19 protein-coding genes are annotated in these 16,943 nt (G+C 65.9%); 5 read left to right on the top strand and 14 right to left on the bottom strand.

The features are described from left to right. Positions 1-78 precede the first annotated feature (78 nt). Positions 79-2,403 carry an AsmA family protein gene (locus A9J21_RS02805; RefSeq protein ID WP_066731654.1) on the bottom strand — a complete coding sequence of 775 codons (2,325 nt, stop codon included), beginning with the start codon at positions 2,401-2,403 and terminating at the stop codon, positions 79-81. Between the two features lie 193 nt (positions 2,404-2,596). Here A9J21_RS02805 and tcdA point away from each other — a divergent pair, with 193 nt between their 5' ends. Beyond that, positions 2,597-3,448, top strand: a complete 852-nt coding sequence (tcdA, locus tag A9J21_RS02800) for a tRNA cyclic N6-threonylcarbamoyladenosine(37) synthase TcdA (RefSeq protein ID WP_082926209.1) — start codon at positions 2,597-2,599, stop codon at positions 3,446-3,448. 2 nt (positions 3,449-3,450) lie between these two features. On the opposite strand, the gene A9J21_RS02795 is transcribed toward tcdA, so the two are convergent. Next, positions 3,451-4,029: an ATP-binding protein gene (locus A9J21_RS02795; protein WP_066731650.1), complete on the bottom strand. Its 579-nt coding sequence runs from the start codon at positions 4,027-4,029 to the stop codon at positions 3,451-3,453. A gap of 135 nt (positions 4,030-4,164) precedes the next feature. On the opposite strand from A9J21_RS02795, the gene A9J21_RS02790 reads away from it, so the two are divergent. After that, positions 4,165-4,638 carry a bacteriohemerythrin gene (locus A9J21_RS02790; RefSeq protein WP_066731647.1) on the top strand — a complete coding sequence of 158 codons (474 nt, stop codon included), beginning with the start codon at positions 4,165-4,167 and terminating at the stop codon, positions 4,636-4,638. Between the two features lie 83 nt (positions 4,639-4,721). Here the strand turns inward: A9J21_RS02790 and trxA are convergent, their stop codons facing one another. Further along, positions 4,722-5,561 (bottom strand): thioredoxin, encoded by an 840-nt coding sequence (gene trxA / locus A9J21_RS02785; protein WP_066731858.1) that lies wholly within the window; start codon positions 5,559-5,561, stop codon positions 4,722-4,724. Positions 5,562-5,795: 234 nt separating this feature from the next. Here trxA and A9J21_RS02780 point away from each other — a divergent pair, with 234 nt between their 5' ends. After that, positions 5,796-7,505, top strand: coding sequence for a long-chain fatty acid--CoA ligase (locus tag A9J21_RS02780; RefSeq protein ID WP_066731645.1), 1,710 nt, complete (start codon positions 5,796-5,798; stop codon positions 7,503-7,505). A gap of 64 nt (positions 7,506-7,569) precedes the next feature. Here the strand turns inward: A9J21_RS02780 and A9J21_RS02775 are convergent, their stop codons facing one another. Then, entirely contained in the window at positions 7,570-8,373 is an 804-nt protein-coding gene (locus A9J21_RS02775) for an ankyrin repeat domain-containing protein (RefSeq protein WP_082926208.1), read from the bottom strand. A 21-nt stretch (positions 8,374-8,394) separates the two neighbouring features. Continuing rightward, positions 8,395-9,192 (bottom strand): gamma-glutamylcyclotransferase, encoded by a 798-nt coding sequence (locus A9J21_RS02770; RefSeq protein ID WP_066731643.1) that lies wholly within the window; start codon positions 9,190-9,192, stop codon positions 8,395-8,397. 199 nt (positions 9,193-9,391) lie between these two features. On the opposite strand from A9J21_RS02770, the gene A9J21_RS02765 reads away from it, so the two are divergent. After that, the gene (locus A9J21_RS02765) at positions 9,392-9,712 is read left to right on the top strand and encodes a hypothetical protein (RefSeq protein ID WP_066731641.1); all 321 of its coding nucleotides are present in this window, start codon (positions 9,392-9,394) and stop codon (positions 9,710-9,712) included. Positions 9,713-9,779: 67 nt separating this feature from the next. Here the strand turns inward: A9J21_RS02765 and A9J21_RS02760 are convergent, their stop codons facing one another. The 8 genes from A9J21_RS02760 to A9J21_RS31355 all read right to left on the bottom strand — a co-directional run bounded on the left by A9J21_RS02760 (position 9,780) and on the right by A9J21_RS31355 (position 14,789). Further along, a complete protein-coding gene (locus A9J21_RS02760) occupies positions 9,780-10,127 on the bottom strand; it encodes an FKBP-type peptidyl-prolyl cis-trans isomerase (RefSeq protein ID WP_066731639.1) in 348 nt (115 codons plus the stop codon). Between the two features lie 63 nt (positions 10,128-10,190). Continuing rightward, positions 10,191-10,739: a YaeQ family protein gene (locus A9J21_RS02755; RefSeq protein ID WP_066731856.1), complete on the bottom strand. Its 549-nt coding sequence runs from the start codon at positions 10,737-10,739 to the stop codon at positions 10,191-10,193. 135 nt (positions 10,740-10,874) lie between these two features. Then, positions 10,875-11,183: a hypothetical protein gene (locus A9J21_RS02750; RefSeq protein WP_066731637.1), complete on the bottom strand. Its 309-nt coding sequence runs from the start codon at positions 11,181-11,183 to the stop codon at positions 10,875-10,877. 141 nt (positions 11,184-11,324) lie between these two features. Further along, a complete protein-coding gene (locus A9J21_RS02745; protein WP_066731852.1) occupies positions 11,325-11,936 on the bottom strand; it encodes a YceI family protein in 612 nt (203 codons plus the stop codon). Between the two features lie 15 nt (positions 11,937-11,951). After that, positions 11,952-12,341 carry an MAPEG family protein gene (locus A9J21_RS02740; RefSeq protein WP_066731635.1) on the bottom strand — a complete coding sequence of 130 codons (390 nt, stop codon included), beginning with the start codon at positions 12,339-12,341 and terminating at the stop codon, positions 11,952-11,954. A 142-nt stretch (positions 12,342-12,483) separates the two neighbouring features. Beyond that, complete coding sequence (locus tag A9J21_RS02735; protein ID WP_066731632.1) at positions 12,484-12,714, bottom strand: RNA-binding S4 domain-containing protein; 231 nt, start codon at positions 12,712-12,714, stop codon at positions 12,484-12,486. Positions 12,715-12,716: 2 nt separating this feature from the next. Next, a complete protein-coding gene (locus A9J21_RS02730; protein ID WP_066731630.1) occupies positions 12,717-14,465 on the bottom strand; it encodes a glutamine--tRNA ligase/YqeY domain fusion protein in 1,749 nt (582 codons plus the stop codon). A 141-nt stretch (positions 14,466-14,606) separates the two neighbouring features. Next, positions 14,607-14,789, bottom strand: a complete 183-nt coding sequence (locus tag A9J21_RS31355) for a hypothetical protein (protein WP_156545638.1) — start codon at positions 14,787-14,789, stop codon at positions 14,607-14,609. On the opposite strand from A9J21_RS31355, the gene A9J21_RS02725 reads away from it, so the two are divergent. Next, complete coding sequence (locus A9J21_RS02725; RefSeq protein ID WP_066731628.1) at positions 14,788-16,272, top strand: CoA transferase; 1,485 nt, start codon at positions 14,788-14,790, stop codon at positions 16,270-16,272. The genes A9J21_RS31355 and A9J21_RS02725 overlap by 2 nt on opposite strands. Before the next feature lie 10 nt (positions 16,273-16,282). Here A9J21_RS02725 and A9J21_RS02720 read toward each other — a convergent pair whose 3' ends face one another. Next, complete coding sequence (locus A9J21_RS02720) at positions 16,283-16,900, bottom strand: pyridoxamine 5'-phosphate oxidase family protein (protein WP_066731626.1); 618 nt, start codon at positions 16,898-16,900, stop codon at positions 16,283-16,285. Positions 16,901-16,943: the final 43 nt, after the last annotated feature.

The following is a 16,943-nucleotide window of genomic DNA, read 5'->3' as shown; positions in this document are numbered from 1 at the left end:
GTTGCGGATATGTCGATGTCGCCGCGTGCAATGAGCAGGGGGGCGGGCGGCCGCAGCGTGGAACCAACGCCTGTCTCGCTAGCCGCCCTGGTAAAGCTGCTTGTCGTTGTCCGGTCGCAACGGCTGTTGCACCGTGGGGCCGGGGATGCGGGGCTTGGTCGGCGGCGGTGCCGGCTCGCCACGTGCGGCGTCCGACTTCGTGGGCGACTCCGGAATGGCCGGGCCGGCCTGCTGCTGGCCCTTCGGCGCGTCCGGTCCCTGGTAGGTCTTGCCCGGCGGCGGGGCGGTAGGCCGCTTCTTCAGTTCCGCCAGCAGCCTCGCGCATTCGCTTTCGTCGCCGCCGCCCGAGACGTCGAGCAGCGGCACCACCATCGCCACGGGCGCGGTCAGGGCCAAGGCCAGCGCCCCGCCGGCACGCAGCGCCAGGATGGCGATATTCGGGCTGACCGACGGGTTCTTGAACGTGCCGCCCACATAGAGCGGCGAGCGCAGCGAGATGACGCGCAGCCCCTTTGAATTGGGATGGATCGTCAGCGCCAGGCGTTCGTCCTTGAAATCGACCGCGCCCTCGGTGGTGATGACGGCATCCTGGGTGTCGAGCACGAAGGTCTGGGCCCGCGCGATGCCGTTCTGGAAGCCGAACGCGCTGACGCCGCAGTTGATCTGCACGGGCTTGTCGCCGAACAGCTTCGAAATCACCACGCTGCCCACGTTCAGGCCGATGGCTTCGAGGATGAACTTGCTGACGGTGCCGTTTTCCACCAGCAGCTTGGCCTCGCCGTTCGACGACCCCATCAGCGCGGCCACCGAATTGCCGGTGGCGGACAGCTTGGCGCTGCCGTTCACCTCGCCAACGCTGGCGCGCGTGCTTTCCACCTTCGGGAACAGCTGCTTGATCTTCAGATGCCGCGCGGTCATGTCGATCTTCGCGCCCATCGGTTCGCGCTTGCCGTCGAGCTGGATCGTCGACACCAGGTTGCCGCCCGCCATGCCGAAGTTCAGGGGGTCGAGCAGCAGCACGCCGTCGGTCAGCTTCAGGTGCGTGGTCAGGTCGGTGATCGGCAGGTCTTCATTGCGCACGATGCGCTTGCCCGTAAACTTCACGTCGGCGTCGATCTCGTCCCAACGTTCGGTGCGGAACGGCGCCACTGGCAGCTTCTTGTCGGCCGGCTGCTTCACGGGGCTGTCCTTGGCCGCCTGGCCCGGCTTGCCGCCGCCGCCGATCAGCGGCGCCAGGTCGGCGAACAGCAACTGCTTCGAGACCAGTTCGCCAGACAGCAGCGGACGCGGCGAGCGCTGGGAAAACGTGAGCGTGCCGCCCAGGTCGCTGCCGCCCACCTTGCCGGTGAAGTCGCGGTAGGTATAGGTCGATGCACCCTTCTTCAGCGTGGCTACCAGCCGGCCGCGCGTTTCATACGGCGGTGTGGACGGCAGCACGATGCCGGTCAGGTTGTAGAGCGACGCCATGCTGTCGCCGGCCAGCGTCAGGTTCACATCGAGCGCGCCCAGGTGGGCCGGATTGGTCACGGTGCCTTCCATCGTGGCGTGGGTGGCGCCTACGCGCACGTCGGCCTGTACCGGGTAGGGGGTATCCACGTCGCGCAGGCTCAGCACGGTGCCGGCCTTGCCGGTGGCGTTGATGGTGGCCTGGTTGTAATGGCCCACGGCTTTCCAGCGAATGCCGTAGCGGTCGTCGTTACCGGTCTTCCCGCCCTGGTTGTCGTTGGCCCTGGCCTCGGGCGTCGATGCGGCAGAGCCCTGCGACGCCGCCACGGCCGAGGCGTCGGACGGCATCAGCGCGCCGTCGCGGGCCTTGTCGTAGATGGCCTGGTCGCCGACGGTGTCCAGCGTTGCCTGCAGCTGGATCTTTTCGGCGGCGTCGTCCAGCGCCAGGTTGCCGCGCTGCAGCACCACTTCACCCACGTCGAGGTGCCATTTGGATTTGCCGGAATCGGTCTGCTTGCGCAGGTCGAAGGTCCAGTTGTTGCGCTTGTCGGCGAGCCGTTCGAGCCACACGGCGGGGCTGTCGACGACGATGGTGGGCACGTTGATCTCGTGGGCCAGCAAGGGCAGCGGCCGCAGCACGAAGATCAGTTCCCGGATAGTGCCCATGTTGGGCGCCTGGGCCCACTCGGGGTTGCCCACGGAAATGTCCTTGGCCGACAGGCGTGGCCATGGCACAAGCGTGCGCCAGCCGGTCTCCCCCTGGCCGCGTTTCCAGGTGACGGTCAGGTCGCCATTGATGGCGAACGGGCGCCCGATCGATTCCGACACCTTGTCGTTGAGCCAAGGCTTAAGCCGGTTCCAGTCGAACGTCAGGATGATGACGACAAGGATCGCAATCAGCGCCAGCGGCGTGAACACGCTCCAGAAAACGATCTTGTGGCGACGCGAGGCGGGCATAAGGGGTGGACTCCTGGTGGCAGCCGTGCGGCGGATGAACCACTGCATTGGTAATTGTAGGGAGGCCAGCCGCAGGTGGTTGTCGGCCTCAGGCTGACATTGCGGTCGTCGGGATGCCTATTTGTTGCCGTTTGCCGGGCCGGATGAATTCCTGCGGGTGACATAAAATGCCGGCAGATTTAAGACTTCAACTATGACCATCACCCCTACGCCTTTGGCGGAGCAGGACCTGCCTGCGCCCTTGTCACACGAAAGCCCCGTCGACGACGACTACCATCGCCGCTTTGGCGGCGTGGCGCGCCTGTACGGTGCGCATGGGCTGGCCCGGTTGGAAGCGGCCAATGTGTGCGTTATCGGTGTCGGCGGAGTGGGCAGCTGGGCGGCCGAGGCACTGGCGCGCAATGCGGTGGGGCGCATCACGCTGATCGACCTCGATCACATTGCCGCGTCGAACACGAACCGGCAGATCCATGCGCTGGGCGATGCCTACGGCCGGGCCAAGGTGGAGGCCATGGCCGAGCGCATCGTGGCGATCAACCCCCGTTGCCGCGTGACGCAGATCGACGATTTCGTGACCGAAGACAACGTGGCGGTATTGCTATCAGGCTTTGACTATGTGATCGACGCCATCGACGCCGTGAAGGTCAAGACCGCGATCCTGGGCTGGGCACGCCGCGAAGGCGTGCGCGTGATCACATGCGGCGGCGCGGGCGGCCAGCTCGACCCCACGCGCGTGCGCATCGAGGACCTTGCCCGCACGATCCAGGACCCGTTGCTGGCGAAGGTGCGCGGCAACCTGCGCCGGCAGTGGGGTTTCCCGCGCGATCCGAAGAAGAAATTCGGCATCGAGGCTGTCTACTCCGACGAACCGTTGCGCTACCCCGAGCCCGAACAGCAGGCGTGCGAGATCGACGAGGTGCCGCCCGCGCCGGCGCGTGGCCCGCAAGGCCTGGCCTGCGCCGGATTCGGGTCGTCGGTGGCGGTGACGGCGGTTTTCGGGTTTGTGGCGGCGTCGGCGGTGATCGGCGCGCTCGCGGCCGGCTAGGCTCAGGCGGCCAGCGTCCGTAGCAGGGCGCCGACGGTGGCGTCGTCCGGGGCCTGGTTGTCGAAGAAGATCAGCTCGGGATATTCGGCCGGGTCCGGCGAAAACCGGCGCGCGCGGTAGGCGTCCCAGTGCGTGAGCTTGTAGGCATCGTTGGGATTGGCGCGGCTGACGATGCGCGCATGCGCCTCGTCCTCCGGCAGGTGCACCCAGACGATCTGCGTGCGCGTGCCCTCGGGCACATGCAGCCATTGCGGATCGGTCAGCAGATGCGCACGGATTTCGCGCGAGAGCGGGCCAATCACGATCACGCTGATGCCCAGCATCAGGTTCTCGCGTGCGGTGTCCAGCAGGCCCTCGTATTCGGGGTCGCGCAGGTTGTCCAGGTACGCCGGGCTGTCGCGGTCATTGGGGTCGCCGGTGATCGCGCGCATGGCTGCCGCGCTATACCGTCCGTAGAGGGTGTCCTTGTCGAGCAGGCAGAACGGTTCGCCGGTGGCCTGCATCAGCGGGCCGATCAGCCGATGGGCGAGGGTGGTCTTGCCGGTGCCGGCGTGACCGCAGAAGAAGATCAGTCGAGGCATGTCGGGGGCTTGCTGAACATCAGTCACTTGCCAGGGGCGCGAGGGTCAAGGATACCGTTCTTTGCGGAAAATCAGATCGGACGGCGGCGAAATCGGTATCCTTGCCGCTTATCTCAAAGAAAAGTCTCCAGATCCATGTCTGCAGCACAGAACCCCTACGACGGTCTTTCCTCGGAAGGCTTGCCGGACGAACTCCGGCTGGGCGAGCCCGTGACCGACGCCACGCACGCCGAATTCCTGCAATTGCTCGATGCCGTCGCCAAATCCGACGATGCCGGCTTTCTGGCCGCCTATGACGAGTGGATCGCGCATACGCGCCACCATTTCGAGCAGGAAGAGCAGTGGATGGAGGCCATGCAGTTCGGGCCGCGCTTCTGCCATACGAACGAGCACAAGGGCGTGCTGCAGGTGGTGCAGGCCGTGCGCGACAAGATCGCGCAGGAAGTGGAAGATCCGGAAGGCCCCGGCAAGGGCGGGCTCTCGCTGGGCCGTCGGCTGGTGGATGACCTGTCAGGCTGGTTCGACAATCATGTGAAGTCGATGGACGCGATGATGGTCGAGCATATGAAGGCCAACGGCTTTTCGCTGATCGAGGCCCCGGTGGCCTGACGCCATCCGGCAGGGAGAGGGGCGATACCCTCTCCGCGTCCTCTCTGCGCTTTTTTCGTACTCTCTCCGATTACGGCTGCCGCTCAGTTCAGCGCCGTGCTGAGTTGCCGGCGCCATTTCGATACCACTTCTGGCGAATCGGCCATCAACTCGAACACCGACAGCATGGTCTTGCGGCCAATGTCGTCTTCGAAGCCGCGGTCGCGGCGCACGATTTCCATCAACTGGGCCAGTGCGGGTTCGTACTCGCGGCGTGCGATCAGCACCTTTGCCAGATCCAGGCGCGCGGCCAGGTTGGCCGGGTCGGCTTCGACCTGCGCTTTCAGGTCGGCGCCGTCAGGCAGATCGTCGAGTCCCTTCATCGCATCCAGCCGGGTCCGCAGCGCGGCGTAGCCGTCTTCCTGCGGTGCGCGCGGCGTCAGGCGGCCAAATTCCGCTTCGGCTGCGTCAATCGCATCGCCGTCGAGCAGGAAGCTGATATATGCCAGGCGATTCGGATCGTTTTCCGGATCATCTGCGAGCGCGGCCTGCCACGCAGCCCTGGCGCCTTCACGGTCGCCGGCTGCGGCCAGTGCCTGGGGGTCCTGCAAGGCGGCCTCGCCTTCGCTGGGGGCCAGGGTGTCGATGAACTCGCGCAATTGCGATTCCGGTAGCACGCCCACAAACTGGTTGACTGCCTGCCCGCCGGCAAACGCCACCACGTGGGGAATACTGCGGACGCCAAAGTGTGCGGCCAGTTGCTGGTTCTCGTCGACATTGACCTTGACCAGCTTCCACGTACCGCCGGCTTCGGCTTCCAGCTTTTCCAGCATCGGCCCAAGAGTGCGGCACGGGCCACACCAGGGCGCCCAGAAATCCACCAGTACGGGTACGGGGCTGTTGATGACTTCGGCTTCGAAGTTCTGCAGGGTGACGTCGCTCATGTTCTGCACCTTGGAATCGGGTTGGCCAGCACTGTGGCCGGATTCCATCATTGTGAGGACGAAGTCCCAAATTGCAACCGGCACCTGACAGGGGCGCGGCGATGCGCGGGAAAACCTCCTGTTGAAAATAGAACGGTCGTTCAGTTATATTGTTTGACCAATACGCGGGGCCCACCTCGCGAGACACGCGATTTCCAGAAACTGGTCCCTTGAAGACCAACCGCAGGAGACACCATGACCACCACGCCCGCCCGTCCGCACTTTCAGTTCTGGCCCAAGCGAGTGCCGACCGAAATCGTGCTGCCGGAAACTTCGCTCTGGTACAACCTCGAGGTTTCGGCGCGCCGCTATGCGGACAAGGCTGCCATCCGCTACTTCGGCAATGCCATCACGTTTCGCGCGCTCGAAGCGCAGGCCACGGCCATGGCCGGCTGGCTGCAGCAGAAGGCGGGGGTGAAGAAGGGCGATCGCGTGCTGCTGTACATGCAGAACTGCCCGCAGTTCATCATCAGCTACTACGCGATCCTGCGTGCGGACGCCGTGGTGGTGCCGGTCAATCCGATGAACCGCGCCGAGGAATTCAAGCACTACATCACCGATGCCGGTGCCCGCGTGGCGATCTGCACGGCAGACCTGGCCGCCGGCGCAATGCAGGCCGACAGCGAACTGGCCGCCGACCAGCGCCTGCAGCATCTGCTGGTGACGCAGTACGCCGACGCGCTGCCGCCGTCGCACGAATTCCCCGAAGACGCCCCGCCCGCATGGCTGACCGCGCAGCACCCGCTGCCCGCCAATGCCACACCGTGGGCCGAGGCCCTGGCCGCCGGCCTGCAACCGGGCCCGCATACCGCAGGCCCCGACGACATGGCCGTGATGCCGTACACGTCGGGCACCACCGGCTTTCCCAAGGGCTGCATCCACACCCATCGTTCGGTGATGCATAACGTCATTGGCGGGGCCACATGGTCGGGCAGCGGTGCCGAATCGGTGATCCTGTCGGTGCTGCCGCTGTTCCACGTGACCGGCATGCAGTACGGCATGAACGGCCCGATCTACACCGGCGCCACCGTGGTGATGCTGCCACGCTGGGATCGCGAAGTGGCCGGGCGCCTGATCTCGCGCTACCAGGTCACGCACTGGACCAATATCCCGACCATGGTGATCGACTTCCTGGGCAGCCCGAACCTGGCAACCTTCGACGTCAGCAGCCTGCGCTATATCGGCGGCGGCGGCGCGGCCATGCCGCAAGCGGTGGCCGAGCGCCTGAAGACCCAGTTCGGCCTGAGCTACCTGGAAGGCTATGGGTTGTCGGAGACCATGGCGCCGACGCACAGCAATCCGTCCGAGCGCGCCAAGCTGCAGTGCCTGGGCGTGCCGACGTTCAACACCGATGCGCGCGTGGTGGACCCGGTCACGCTGAAGGAACTGCCGCCCAACGAGGTGGGCGAGATCATCGTGCGCGGCCCGCAGGTGTTCAAGGGCTACTGGGGCAAGGAAGACGCCACGCGCGACGCGTTCATCGAATTCGAAGGCCAGACCTACTTCCGCACCGGCGACCTGGGCCGCATGGACGAAGACGGCTACTACTTCATCACCGACCGTCTCAAGCGCATGATCAATGCGTCGGGCTTCAAGGTCTGGCCGGCCGAGGTGGAAAACCTGCTGTACAAGCATCCGGCCGTGCAGGAAGCCTGCATTATCGGCACGCGCGACCAGTATCGCGGCGAGACGGTGAAGGCGGTGGTGGTGCTGCGCGCCGACGCCAAGGGCAAGACCCGGCCCGAGGACATCGTCGAGTGGGCCAAGGAAAACATGGCCGCCTACAAGTATCCGCGTGTGGTGGAGTTTGTCGATGCGCTGCCGAAGTCGGGTACCGGCAAGGTGATGTGGCGGCAGTTGCAGGAATCGGAAAACGCGCGCCAGACGCCTGCCGCCACGGCCTGACCTTGGGTGCCTGCTCCCCGCTCCCGCGACGCGGGAGGGGGAGCAGGTCTGCGGTACCGCCGGCTCAGTGCCCCCTGGCCCGCATCAGCATCTTGACCATCGTCTTGTAGCCGCGTTCGCGCGCATGGCGCGACGGCGTGATGCCCTCGCGGTCGGCCAGGTTGGCATCGGCGCCCGCATCGAGCAGCAATTGCACGATTTCTTCATAGCGCGCGCTGCCGTCGCCGAGGATGATGGCTTCCAGCAGTGCCGTCCAGCCCAGCTGGTTGACGCGGTCCACCGGCACCCCCGCCTTCAATAGTAGTTTTACGACTTCGACATTGCCGTGCTGGCAGGCCGCAATCAGGGCCGTGCCGTCGTAGCGGTCAGTGCTGCGGATGTCCGCGCCGTGCGACAGCGACAGTCGTACCACGTCGAGCTGGTTGGTGGCGGCCGCCAGCAGGAAGGCGCTGTTGGATTCGCCATCCTTCTGGTTGACGTCGGCGCCGGCCATGATCAACGCGCGTGCCACGTCGCCGCGGCGGTTGTGCACCGCGGCCAGCAGGGCAGAGCGGCCGCGTTCGTCGACGGCATGGAGTGACGCACCGGCCTTGAGCAGGCGGTTCACAAGATCGAGGTCGCCGATGCTGGCAGCCGTGATCAGGTTGCGATCGATTGCGGACATACCCTCGCCACGCAATGCCGGGTGGGATGACGATGGGTGTGGCGCCGATGCGGGTGGCGACGATGCATCGCGCATGCTGCCGATCGACCGCGCCAGTGTCTGGCCGCCCTGGCCGGCCAGCAGTCCGCCCCCCATCAGCAATCCCATAAGCCCAAGCATTTCGGCGAGCGCCTGGCGGCGGGGGCGGGTCTGGGAGCGCGTCATGATGGTCGGCAGTGGCTTCTGTCAGACGGTTTCGTGGGGGTGGGCAGAGGCTGCCACGGCATCCTCGGGGCACGTCGACGCCGAGGCCGAGGTAGCGACCGGGGTGGCCACGGCGCAGGCATCGCTGGCGGCCTCGACGGCATCGCTTTCCTGCAACTGGCGCCAGAGGCGGCCCAGGTAGGGATCGTCGACGCCATGCGTGGCAAGCCCCAGCAAGGTCTGGTGCAGATATTCGCGGGCGGGCCCGTACAGGCCGCAGGCGTGGCGCAGGCAGTCCACCACGCGCGTATCGGGCAGCCGGCCGGCGTAGCTGGCATGTTCGCGATTCATCACGAAAGCAAGTGCCCGCTGTTCGGGCGCGTCATGCGCAGCGTCCAGCTTCACGCGCAGCCAGCGCGGGTGGTAGGCGCCGGTCATCATCTCGCGGCGCCACAGCACGCGGAATTCCTGCTCCACGACATGGCGCGGGATGCGGAAGACCATGCCCGTGCAGCAGCCGCCGCGGTCCAGGCCCAGCACCAGCCCGGGGTTGTCCCAGGTGCCGCGATTGATCTTGGAGTACAGGTAGAAGCCGCGGTGATAGCCATGCACGGTGGCAAGGCGGCTTTCGGTATGGACGACCATCGGGTTCCAGATCAGCGATCCGTAGCCGAAAACCCAGACATCGCCGTCCAGCCCGGGGGTGTCGGGGCGGCCGGCCAGCGTGTGGCACAGCGAGCGCTCCACATCGGCCTCGGGCAACAGCGAAGACGCGACCGGCGTGCTGCACAGCGTCGTGCGCAGCCTGTTTGCTTCGAGGTCCTGTCTTGTAATGGCCATGGCTGAAAGAATAATCCAAAGCGCATTGATGCGTCGCAAGCAAACCACACATCGGGGTCAAGGTGTGTGTAGCAGGCAACGGTCGGGTGGCTGGCCCATGCCCGATCGGTTGGGCGGATCGGGCGTCAAGTCACTACAATAGGGGCCCTAACACAGGCAACTGTCGTTCAACTCTCGGCGAATCTCGGAGAAACCGCACATGGCGCACACCCTGACCGTGGTATTTGGCAGCGGCAAGGAATTTGAATTCACGCTGGCCGACAGCGAGCTTGCGGCCGTCACCGAGGATGCTGCCTGGCGCTGGTTTGACCGTGAATATGCCGAACTGGACTGCCAGGCGTCGAGCCCGGTGGGCAAGGTGCTTGTGATCGACAAGATCCTTAATGTCGCGAAGTTCTCGGGCGAGAACCGTTTTGCCGGCAACGCCGACTGGGCGCAGGACTTCGCCCGCCATGCCGGGCGCCTGCTGGACCGCGACAAGGTGCGTATCGACGTGGGCAACGCGGCCATCGGTTTCTGACCGTCTCGGCCTCGGGACAAACAAAAACGGACGCCAGGGCGTCCGTTTTTTGCTGAATGGGCCGGGATCAGACCGACAGCAGTTCCACTTCGAACAGCAGCGTGGCGTTCGGCGGGATCACGCCACCGGCGCCGCGCGCGCCGTAGCCCAGGTCGGCCGGGATCACCAGGCGACGCGTGCCGCCCACTTTCATGCCTTGCACGCCTTCGTCCCAGCCACGGATCACGTGGCCCGCGCCCAGCGGGAAGACGAACGGGTCGTTGCGGTCCTTGCTCGAATCGAACTTGCGGCCAGGTTGGCCGTTTTCGTAGAGCCAGCCGGTGTAATGCACGGTCACGTGCTTGCCAGCGGTGGCTTCGTCGCCCGAGCCGACGACGGTGTCTTCATACTGCAGGCCGGAGGGATTGGTATGCATCGCGGTCTTCCTTTTTCTGTGTGGCGGTAAATGTGTCCGATCGGTTTCCGGCGGACGCTATGACTAGCCGTCGGCGCGCTGGAGCACGTCGCGTGTCAGCTGCACGTTGTGGTCGTCGTCGCTGACCCAGATGTCGCCGTCCTGAATGGTCACGGACAGGCGCATGGCGCGCTGGGCCATCTGCGCCAGCGCATCCACGGCTTCGGAAGGCACATTGTAGACGGTCACGTTGCGCAGCTTGCTGGCCTTGCCTGCCATGCCTTTCCACCACTCGCGCGCGCTGGCGCTCTGATAGGTATAGATGGTGACGTGATCGGCACGTGCGGCGGCGCGCTTCAGGCGGGTCTCGTCGGGCTGGCCCAGGTCGATCCAGTGGATGATGTCGCCGGTCAGCGACTTGTCCCAGAGGTCGGGTTCGTCGGGCTCGTCCAGGCCACGCGTGAATGCCATGGTTTCGGAGGCCTCGCAGGCGAATGCCAGCAGGCGGACCATCATGCGGGCATCGTTCTCGGACGGATGCTGCGCGATGGTGAGCGTATGACTGCCGTAGTACGGCCGGTCCATGTCCGAGACGGACAGTTCGGCCTTGAAAATCGTGGATTTGAGCGCCATGGGATCGGAAATGCGGCGCGCGCCGGCAACGGTGCCTGGCACGCGAAAGGCCGAATCATACGTGATCCGCGCGGCGGCGCGATGGAAAACCGGCGCGGGTATGTGCGCCGGGACGCCCAGTGACGGGAGAAAAGCTCAGGACTTGCGGTATTCGCCGAGCCAGAAGCGCAGCATTGCAGAAACCAGCACCAGTCCCAGGAACGCAGCCGCTGCCACCAGGGCCAGGCCGCCATCGCTGTTGATCTGGCCAGCGACAACCAGGCGCGTCAGCAGGATGCCGACCATGCCGGCCAGCAAGGGGAGCAATACGGCGCCCCGGCCGTAGGTCTTGAAGGCCCACAGCGGAAAGCGACGGAGGAAATTGGCGGGAATGCTGCACGCCAGGCACGCACCGGCAGCAGCCAGCGACGCCGCAACGACGTCGTTCAGGGAAATCAGGCTCATCTTGACTCGCGTCTGGCCGGGTACGCATAGGCGAAACGCGGCAGGATGGGAATAGGCAAGGCGCTGATTTTACTGAAGATTTTGCCGGTAAAGGTGACGCTGGGTCGTCATCATGCTGCACTGCGCACGGTTTTTTTCGGCTTACTGGGCCGCCCCGGCGGGCGACGCCTCAACCGTGATCTGCAATGTGACGGTATCGCCAACCTCGGGCAGGAAGCGTGTCATGCCGAAGGCACTCCTTGCGAATGTGGCGTGAAAATCACCACCGCAGACATCGCGCCTGATACCGAATAGCACGGTCTGGCCGCAACTGAACCGGTCGGCCTCAAGCCTGAGCGGTTGGGCAACGCCATGCAGCGTGAAGGTACCTTCCACGGCAACGAGCTTGCCGCCTTCCGTGACAAAACGGTTGGCCTGGAACCTGGCGACCGGAAACGTCTGGGCGTCGAAAAACTGCGCCGACCGCAGCACACCATCAAGGCTGCGATTGCCGCTGTCGACCGAATCGGTGTCCACGGTGAAGTCGACCGATCCCGCGCCTGTGGCCGGATCGTAGATCACGCGGCCATCGATCTTGCCGAAGCGGCCGCGCACGCTGGTCCGATCAAAATGGCTGACGCCGAAATAGACGCTCGTATGCGTGGGATCGACGGTGTAGTTTGTGGGCGCGGCGAGGGCTGGCGTGCTGGTCAGGGCGGCGAGAGCGGCAAGCGCAGCAAGCGGGGCCAGCAGGGCAAGGGAAGGGCGACGCATCGGCATGGCCGTGGCTCAGTGGACGAACACCGGCAGCAGGAAGATGCCAATTACCGTCAGATAGCCGATTGTCCAACAGAGCGTGCGTAACGTAGCGCGGTCAGTCAGGTAGCAGACCGTGTAAAGAATCCGGACCACGATGAACACCATCGCCAGTTCGTCGATGCGCGCCTGGGGTGCCGCGAGATGCGTGGCCGTGAAGACGGCCGCAGCAAAGAACGGAAATGCTTCGAAGTGATTGCGGTGCGCCATGTCGGCGCGGCGGGCACGCCCGCTCTGCCTTTCCAGCCATGCGCGCGGGTCGTGGTTGTCGAATGCGCCGGCACGATTGCCGGCCTTGGCGATGGAGACAGTCAGCACTGGCATCAGGCCTGCCAGCAATACACACCAGAACGCGATCGGCATGAAGACTCCTTGCGTGCTTCGGTGTGGAGGCGGCATGGGCTGCCACCTCCCTTCCCTTGCTTCCCTTACTTCTGTTTCTTACCGGTCCGCCGTCGGCGGCCGCAGCCGCACGATCCGGCGCGACAGGCCCCGGACAGGCGGTTCAGGCGGCGATGACCTTGATGCGAACGCCGTCGGCGCCGCCAACGCCCACCACCTGGCCGGCGCGGATCTTGGCGGTCTTGCGCGACTCGGCCGCGCCGTCCACCGTCACCTCGCCTGCCGCGACCAGCGCCTTGCCGGCACCGCCGCTGTCGCAGACGCCAGCCACCTTGAGCAGGTCATTCAGGGCGATGAACTCGCCCTCGAGCGGAAACGTGATTGTCTGTGCCATGCTCATTTGCCCCAGCTGTCCTTGAGGCCAACCGTGCGGTTGAACACCGGCTTGCCAGGCTGCGAATCGGTCCGGTCCGCCACGAAGTAGCCGTGACGCTCGAACTGGAAGCGCTCTTCCGCCTTGGCGTCGCGCAGGCCCGGTTCCAGATAGGCGGTGACCACCTTCTTCGAGTCCGGGTTCAGCGCGTCAAGGAAGTTCTTGCCGCCCGCATCGGGATTCGGGTCGTTGAACAGGCGGTCGTACAGGCGCACTTCGGCCGGGCAGGCATGTGCCGCGCTGACCCAGTGGATATTGCCCTTGACCTTGACGCTGTCCGCGCCCGGCGTACCGCTCTTCGTTTCCGGCAGGTAGTTCGCGTGGACGGCGATCACGTTGCCGTCGGCGTCCTTGTCCACGCCCGTGCATTCGATCACGTAGCCGTAGCGCAGGCGTACCTTGTTGCCCGGGAACAGGCGGAAATAGCCCTTCGGCGGATTTTCGTTGAAGTCGTCGCGCTCGATCCACAGCTCGCGCGACAGCGGGAACACGCGGCGGCCCATTTCGGGCAGCTTCGGGTGAACCGGCGCCGAGCATTCCTCGCTCTGGCCCTCGGGGTAGTTGTCCAGGATCAGCTTGACCGGATCCAGCACGCCCACGCTGCGCGGGGCGCGAGCGTCCAGGTCGTCGCGTACGGCACCTTCCAGCGTGCTCATGTCGATCCAGCTATCGGCCTTCGACACGCCGATGCGGTCACAGAACAGCTGGATCGATTCCGGCGTATAGCCGCGGCGGCGCATCCCGACGATGGTCGGCATGCGCGGATCGTCCCAGCCGTCCACGCGCTTCTCGTCCACCAGCTGCTTGAGCTTGCGCTTGCTGGTGATCGCGTAGGTCAGGTTCAGGCGTGCGAACTCGTACTGGTGCGGCAGCGGGCTGGCGAAGACGCCGGCATCCCGCAGGTGTTCCAGCACCCAGTCATAGAGCGGGCGGTTGTTCTCGAATTCGAGCGTGCACAGCGAGTGCGTGATGTTCTCGATCGCATCCGAGATGCAGTGCGTGAAGTCGTACATCGGGTAGATGCACCACTTGTCGCCGGTACGGTGGTGATGGGCGTGGCGGATACGATAGAGCACCGGGTCGCGCATCACGATGTTCGGCGCGGTCATGTCGATCTTTGCGCGCAGCACGTGCTCGCCATCGCCGTACTTGCCGTCGCGCATCTCGCGGAACAGCTTCAGGTTTTCCTCGACGGAACGGTCGCGGAACGGCGACGCCTTGCCGGGCTCCGAGAAGTTGCCGCGGCTGGCGGCGATCTGCTCGGCGGTCTGGCTGTCCACGTAGGCCACGCCACGCTCGATCAGGGTCTCGGCGAACTGGTACAGGCGGTCGAAGTAGTCGCTCGCGTAGTACAGGTGCGGCTCGCCGCCAGACTGTTTGGCATCCCACGAGAAGCCCAGCCAGTGCACCGCGTCGATGATGGAGTCGACGTATTCGGTGTCTTCCTTGACCGGGTTCGTGTCATCGAAGCGCAGGTGGCAGCGGCCGGCGTAGTCGCGGGCCAGGCCGAAGTTCACGCAGATGCTCTTGGCGTGGCCGATGTGCAGGTAGCCGTTCGGTTCCGGCGGGAAACGCGTGATGACCGTCGGCAGCGGCTCGCCCTGCTTGTCAGCACGGCCGCCGTAGGTGCCGGCGGAAAGGTCCTGGTCGATGATGCTCCGCAGGAAATTGGAGGCGGCTGGCGTGTCGGTAGGCTTGTTGTCGTGGCTCATGTTGGCGCCGCATCACCTGCGGCTCGATAACTGGCGGATCGGCCCGGTCTGGGTTGACCTGGCCGCGATCCTGGGTGTTCCTGGGTGTTCCTGGGTTTGGGGCGCTGGAATTGAGACGGAAGTCCGGCGAATGGGGCGATTTTACCGTGCCTGCGGCGCGACCCGGCGGTGCAGCGCGAAATTCGGATTCGTCTCACAGCGCGACGGGCCGAAGTGGTGCAGAATCCACGGCACGGTACGGTCCATCGTACCGGCCTCGCGCATGCTCCGTGCGACGCCATCGTCGCATGCCGTCTCCATTCCCGCCGCAGGAATACGTGCCATGAATGCCGCCAGTTCCACCACGCACACCCCCGGCGCCGCCAGTTCCGGCCGCGCCGCCACCCGCCAGACGCCCGCCGGGGCGCTCGCCGCGCTGTGGGGCGCCGCCGCCATGCCGCCCGAGGCGCTGTCCCATCTGATACTGACTGGCGACGATCCGGTCCTGCCGTCCAGCTTTGCCATCGGCACCGCCGCGCAAGCCAGCCTGGGCGCTTCCGCCCTGGCGGCGGCGGCGCTGTGGGCGCAGCGCACCGGCCGCTGGCAGGATGTGTCCGTCGATATGCGTCATGCGTTGGCCGAATTCCGCAGTGAGCGCTACCTGCGCGTCAATGGCGGCCCGGCGCCCGAGCTATGGGACAAGATTGCCGGCCTGTATCCGGCCGGGGACGGACGCTGGGTGCGCCTGCATACGAATTTTCCCCACCATCGCGACGGTGTTCTGAAGATTCTCAAATGCGCGTATGACAAGGACGCCGTGCGCGCGGCGCTGTCGGCCTGGAAGGCCGAGGATTTCGAGACGGTCGCGTCGGACGCCGGCATGGTCGTGTCGGCGATGCGCTCGCTCGACGAATGGCAGCAGCACGCGCAGGCCCAGGCGCTGCAAGGGCTGCCGCCGGTCATCGTCGAGAAGATCGGCGAGGCGCCGCCGGAACCGCTGCCCGCGTTCGGGCCGCACGCCGAGATCAATGTCGACGCCCGGCCGCTGAGCGGCGTCCGCGTGCTGGACTTCACGCGCATCATCGCCGGGCCGGTGGCCGGCCGCACGCTGGCCGCGCACGGGGCCGACGTGCTGCTGGTCACGGCCGCGCACCTGCCGTCGATGCCGTCGCTGGTGATCGACACCGGCCGTGGCAAGCGGTCGTGCCAGCTTGACCTGCGCGATACGGACGACAAGCGCACGCTGCACAAGCTGTTCCACGGTGCGGATGTGGTGGTGCAGGGCTATCGTCCCAACGGACTGGCGGAGCTTGGTGCCGGCCCCGAGGCCGCGGCCCGCGCCCGGCCGGGCATCGTCTATGTCTCACTGTCCGCCTATGGTCACGTGGGCCCGTGGTCGGGCAAGCGGGGCTTCGATTCGCTGGTGCAGACCGCCACCGGCATCAACACAGACGAGGCGCAGGCGGCCGGCAGCGCGGAGCCGAGGCCGCTGCCTGCGCAGGTGCTGGACCACGCGTCGGGCTATCTGCTTGCCTTCGGGGCGATGGTGGCGCTGCATCGTCGCGCGGTGGAAGGCGGCAGCTGGCATGTGCGCGTATCGCTGGCGCAGGTGGGCCAGTGGCTGCGCAGTCTGGGGCGCGTGCCGGGCGGCATCGACGTGCCAGACCAGCATATCGATGAAATTTCCGATCTGCTGGAAGTGGAAGAATCGGGATTTGGCGAATTGACGGTGGTGCGCCACGCGGCGCACCTGTCGGAAACGCCCGCGCACTGGGCGTTGCCGTCGGTACCGCTGGGCACGCACGCGGCGGAGTGGCTGCCGCGCTAGGCCAGCGGAGTCAGTACAGCGTGGTGCGTACGCGTTCGGGTAGTTCGCGGTCGTAGGCGGCGCCGTCGATCGCGTTCTGGCTCAAGGCGGCCAGCATGGTGCCGGTGCTGGGCAGGGCTTCGCGCGGGACCTGTGCGTCAGCCAGCCACAGGCGCGAGCGCAGCAGCGCACGCGCGCACTGGAAGAATACCGAGTGGATGCGAATCATCAGCACGGTGGTGGGGGCCTTGCCCTGCATCAGGCAACGGGCGATCAGGTCCGGGGCGGTGGAGACCGTGGCCGTGCCGCTGACGCGTAGCGTCTCATTGACGCCGGGCACCAGGAACAGCAGTCCCACGCGCGGATCGGCCAGGATATTGCGCAGGCTGTCGATGCGATTGTTGCCGCGCCGGTCGGGCAGCAACAGCGTGCGGTCGTCCAGCACCTGCACGAAACCGGGCGCATCGCCGCGCGGCGAGCAGTCGCCGCCGTGGTCATTCATGGTGGAAAGCAGGCAGAACGGCGAGGCTTCGACAAACGCGCGGTAGTGCGGATGCAGGTAGTCGACTTCCTTGGACAGCGAGGCGGCGCCGGGCTCGGCGTAGAGCGCCTCGAGGTCGGCCAGCGTGGCAATGTCGTGCGATGACATGGGGTGGCTCACGAAGTGGGGGCGTGGAGGGGAGGGGCGGCGC

Source organism: Cupriavidus sp. D384 (assembly GCF_001652915.1).
Lineage (GTDB): Bacteria > Pseudomonadota > Gammaproteobacteria > Burkholderiales > Burkholderiaceae > Cupriavidus.
The sequence above is the reverse complement of the archived record's forward strand: the minus strand, read 5'-3'. Positions and strand labels throughout refer to the sequence as shown.

Coding starts and splice junctions, on each gene's coding strand:
- A9J21_RS02805 (WP_066731654.1), bottom strand. CDS start 2,403: ATGCCCGCCTCGCGTCGCCACAAGATCGTTTTCTGGAGCGTGTTCACG.
- tcdA (WP_082926209.1), top strand. CDS start 2,597: ATGACCATCACCCCTACGCCTTTGGCGGAGCAGGACCTGCCTGCGCCC.
- A9J21_RS02795 (WP_066731650.1), bottom strand. CDS start 4,029: ATGCCTCGACTGATCTTCTTCTGCGGTCACGCCGGCACCGGCAAGACC.
- A9J21_RS02790 (WP_066731647.1), top strand. CDS start 4,165: ATGTCTGCAGCACAGAACCCCTACGACGGTCTTTCCTCGGAAGGCTTG.
- trxA (WP_066731858.1), bottom strand. CDS start 5,561: ATGAGCGACGTCACCCTGCAGAACTTCGAAGCCGAAGTCATCAACAGC.
- A9J21_RS02780 (WP_066731645.1), top strand. CDS start 5,796: ATGACCACCACGCCCGCCCGTCCGCACTTTCAGTTCTGGCCCAAGCGA.
- A9J21_RS02775 (WP_082926208.1), bottom strand. CDS start 8,373: ATGACGCGCTCCCAGACCCGCCCCCGCCGCCAGGCGCTCGCCGAAATG.
- A9J21_RS02770 (WP_066731643.1), bottom strand. CDS start 9,192: ATGGCCATTACAAGACAGGACCTCGAAGCAAACAGGCTGCGCACGACG.
- A9J21_RS02765 (WP_066731641.1), top strand. CDS start 9,392: ATGGCGCACACCCTGACCGTGGTATTTGGCAGCGGCAAGGAATTTGAA.
- A9J21_RS02760 (WP_066731639.1), bottom strand. CDS start 10,127: ATGCATACCAATCCCTCCGGCCTGCAGTATGAAGACACCGTCGTCGGC.
- A9J21_RS02755 (WP_066731856.1), bottom strand. CDS start 10,739: ATGGCGCTCAAATCCACGATTTTCAAGGCCGAACTGTCCGTCTCGGAC.
- A9J21_RS02750 (WP_066731637.1), bottom strand. CDS start 11,183: ATGAGCCTGATTTCCCTGAACGACGTCGTTGCGGCGTCGCTGGCTGCT.
- A9J21_RS02745 (WP_066731852.1), bottom strand. CDS start 11,936: ATGCGTCGCCCTTCCCTTGCCCTGCTGGCCCCGCTTGCTGCGCTTGCC.
- A9J21_RS02740 (WP_066731635.1), bottom strand. CDS start 12,341: ATGCCGATCGCGTTCTGGTGTGTATTGCTGGCAGGCCTGATGCCAGTG.
- A9J21_RS02735 (WP_066731632.1), bottom strand. CDS start 12,714: ATGGCACAGACAATCACGTTTCCGCTCGAGGGCGAGTTCATCGCCCTG.
- A9J21_RS02730 (WP_066731630.1), bottom strand. CDS start 14,465: ATGAGCCACGACAACAAGCCTACCGACACGCCAGCCGCCTCCAATTTC.
- A9J21_RS02725 (WP_066731628.1), top strand. CDS start 14,788: ATGAATGCCGCCAGTTCCACCACGCACACCCCCGGCGCCGCCAGTTCC.
- A9J21_RS31355 (WP_156545638.1), bottom strand. CDS start 14,789: ATGGCACGTATTCCTGCGGCGGGAATGGAGACGGCATGCGACGATGGC.
- A9J21_RS02720 (WP_066731626.1), bottom strand. CDS start 16,900: ATGTCATCGCACGACATTGCCACGCTGGCCGACCTCGAGGCGCTCTAC.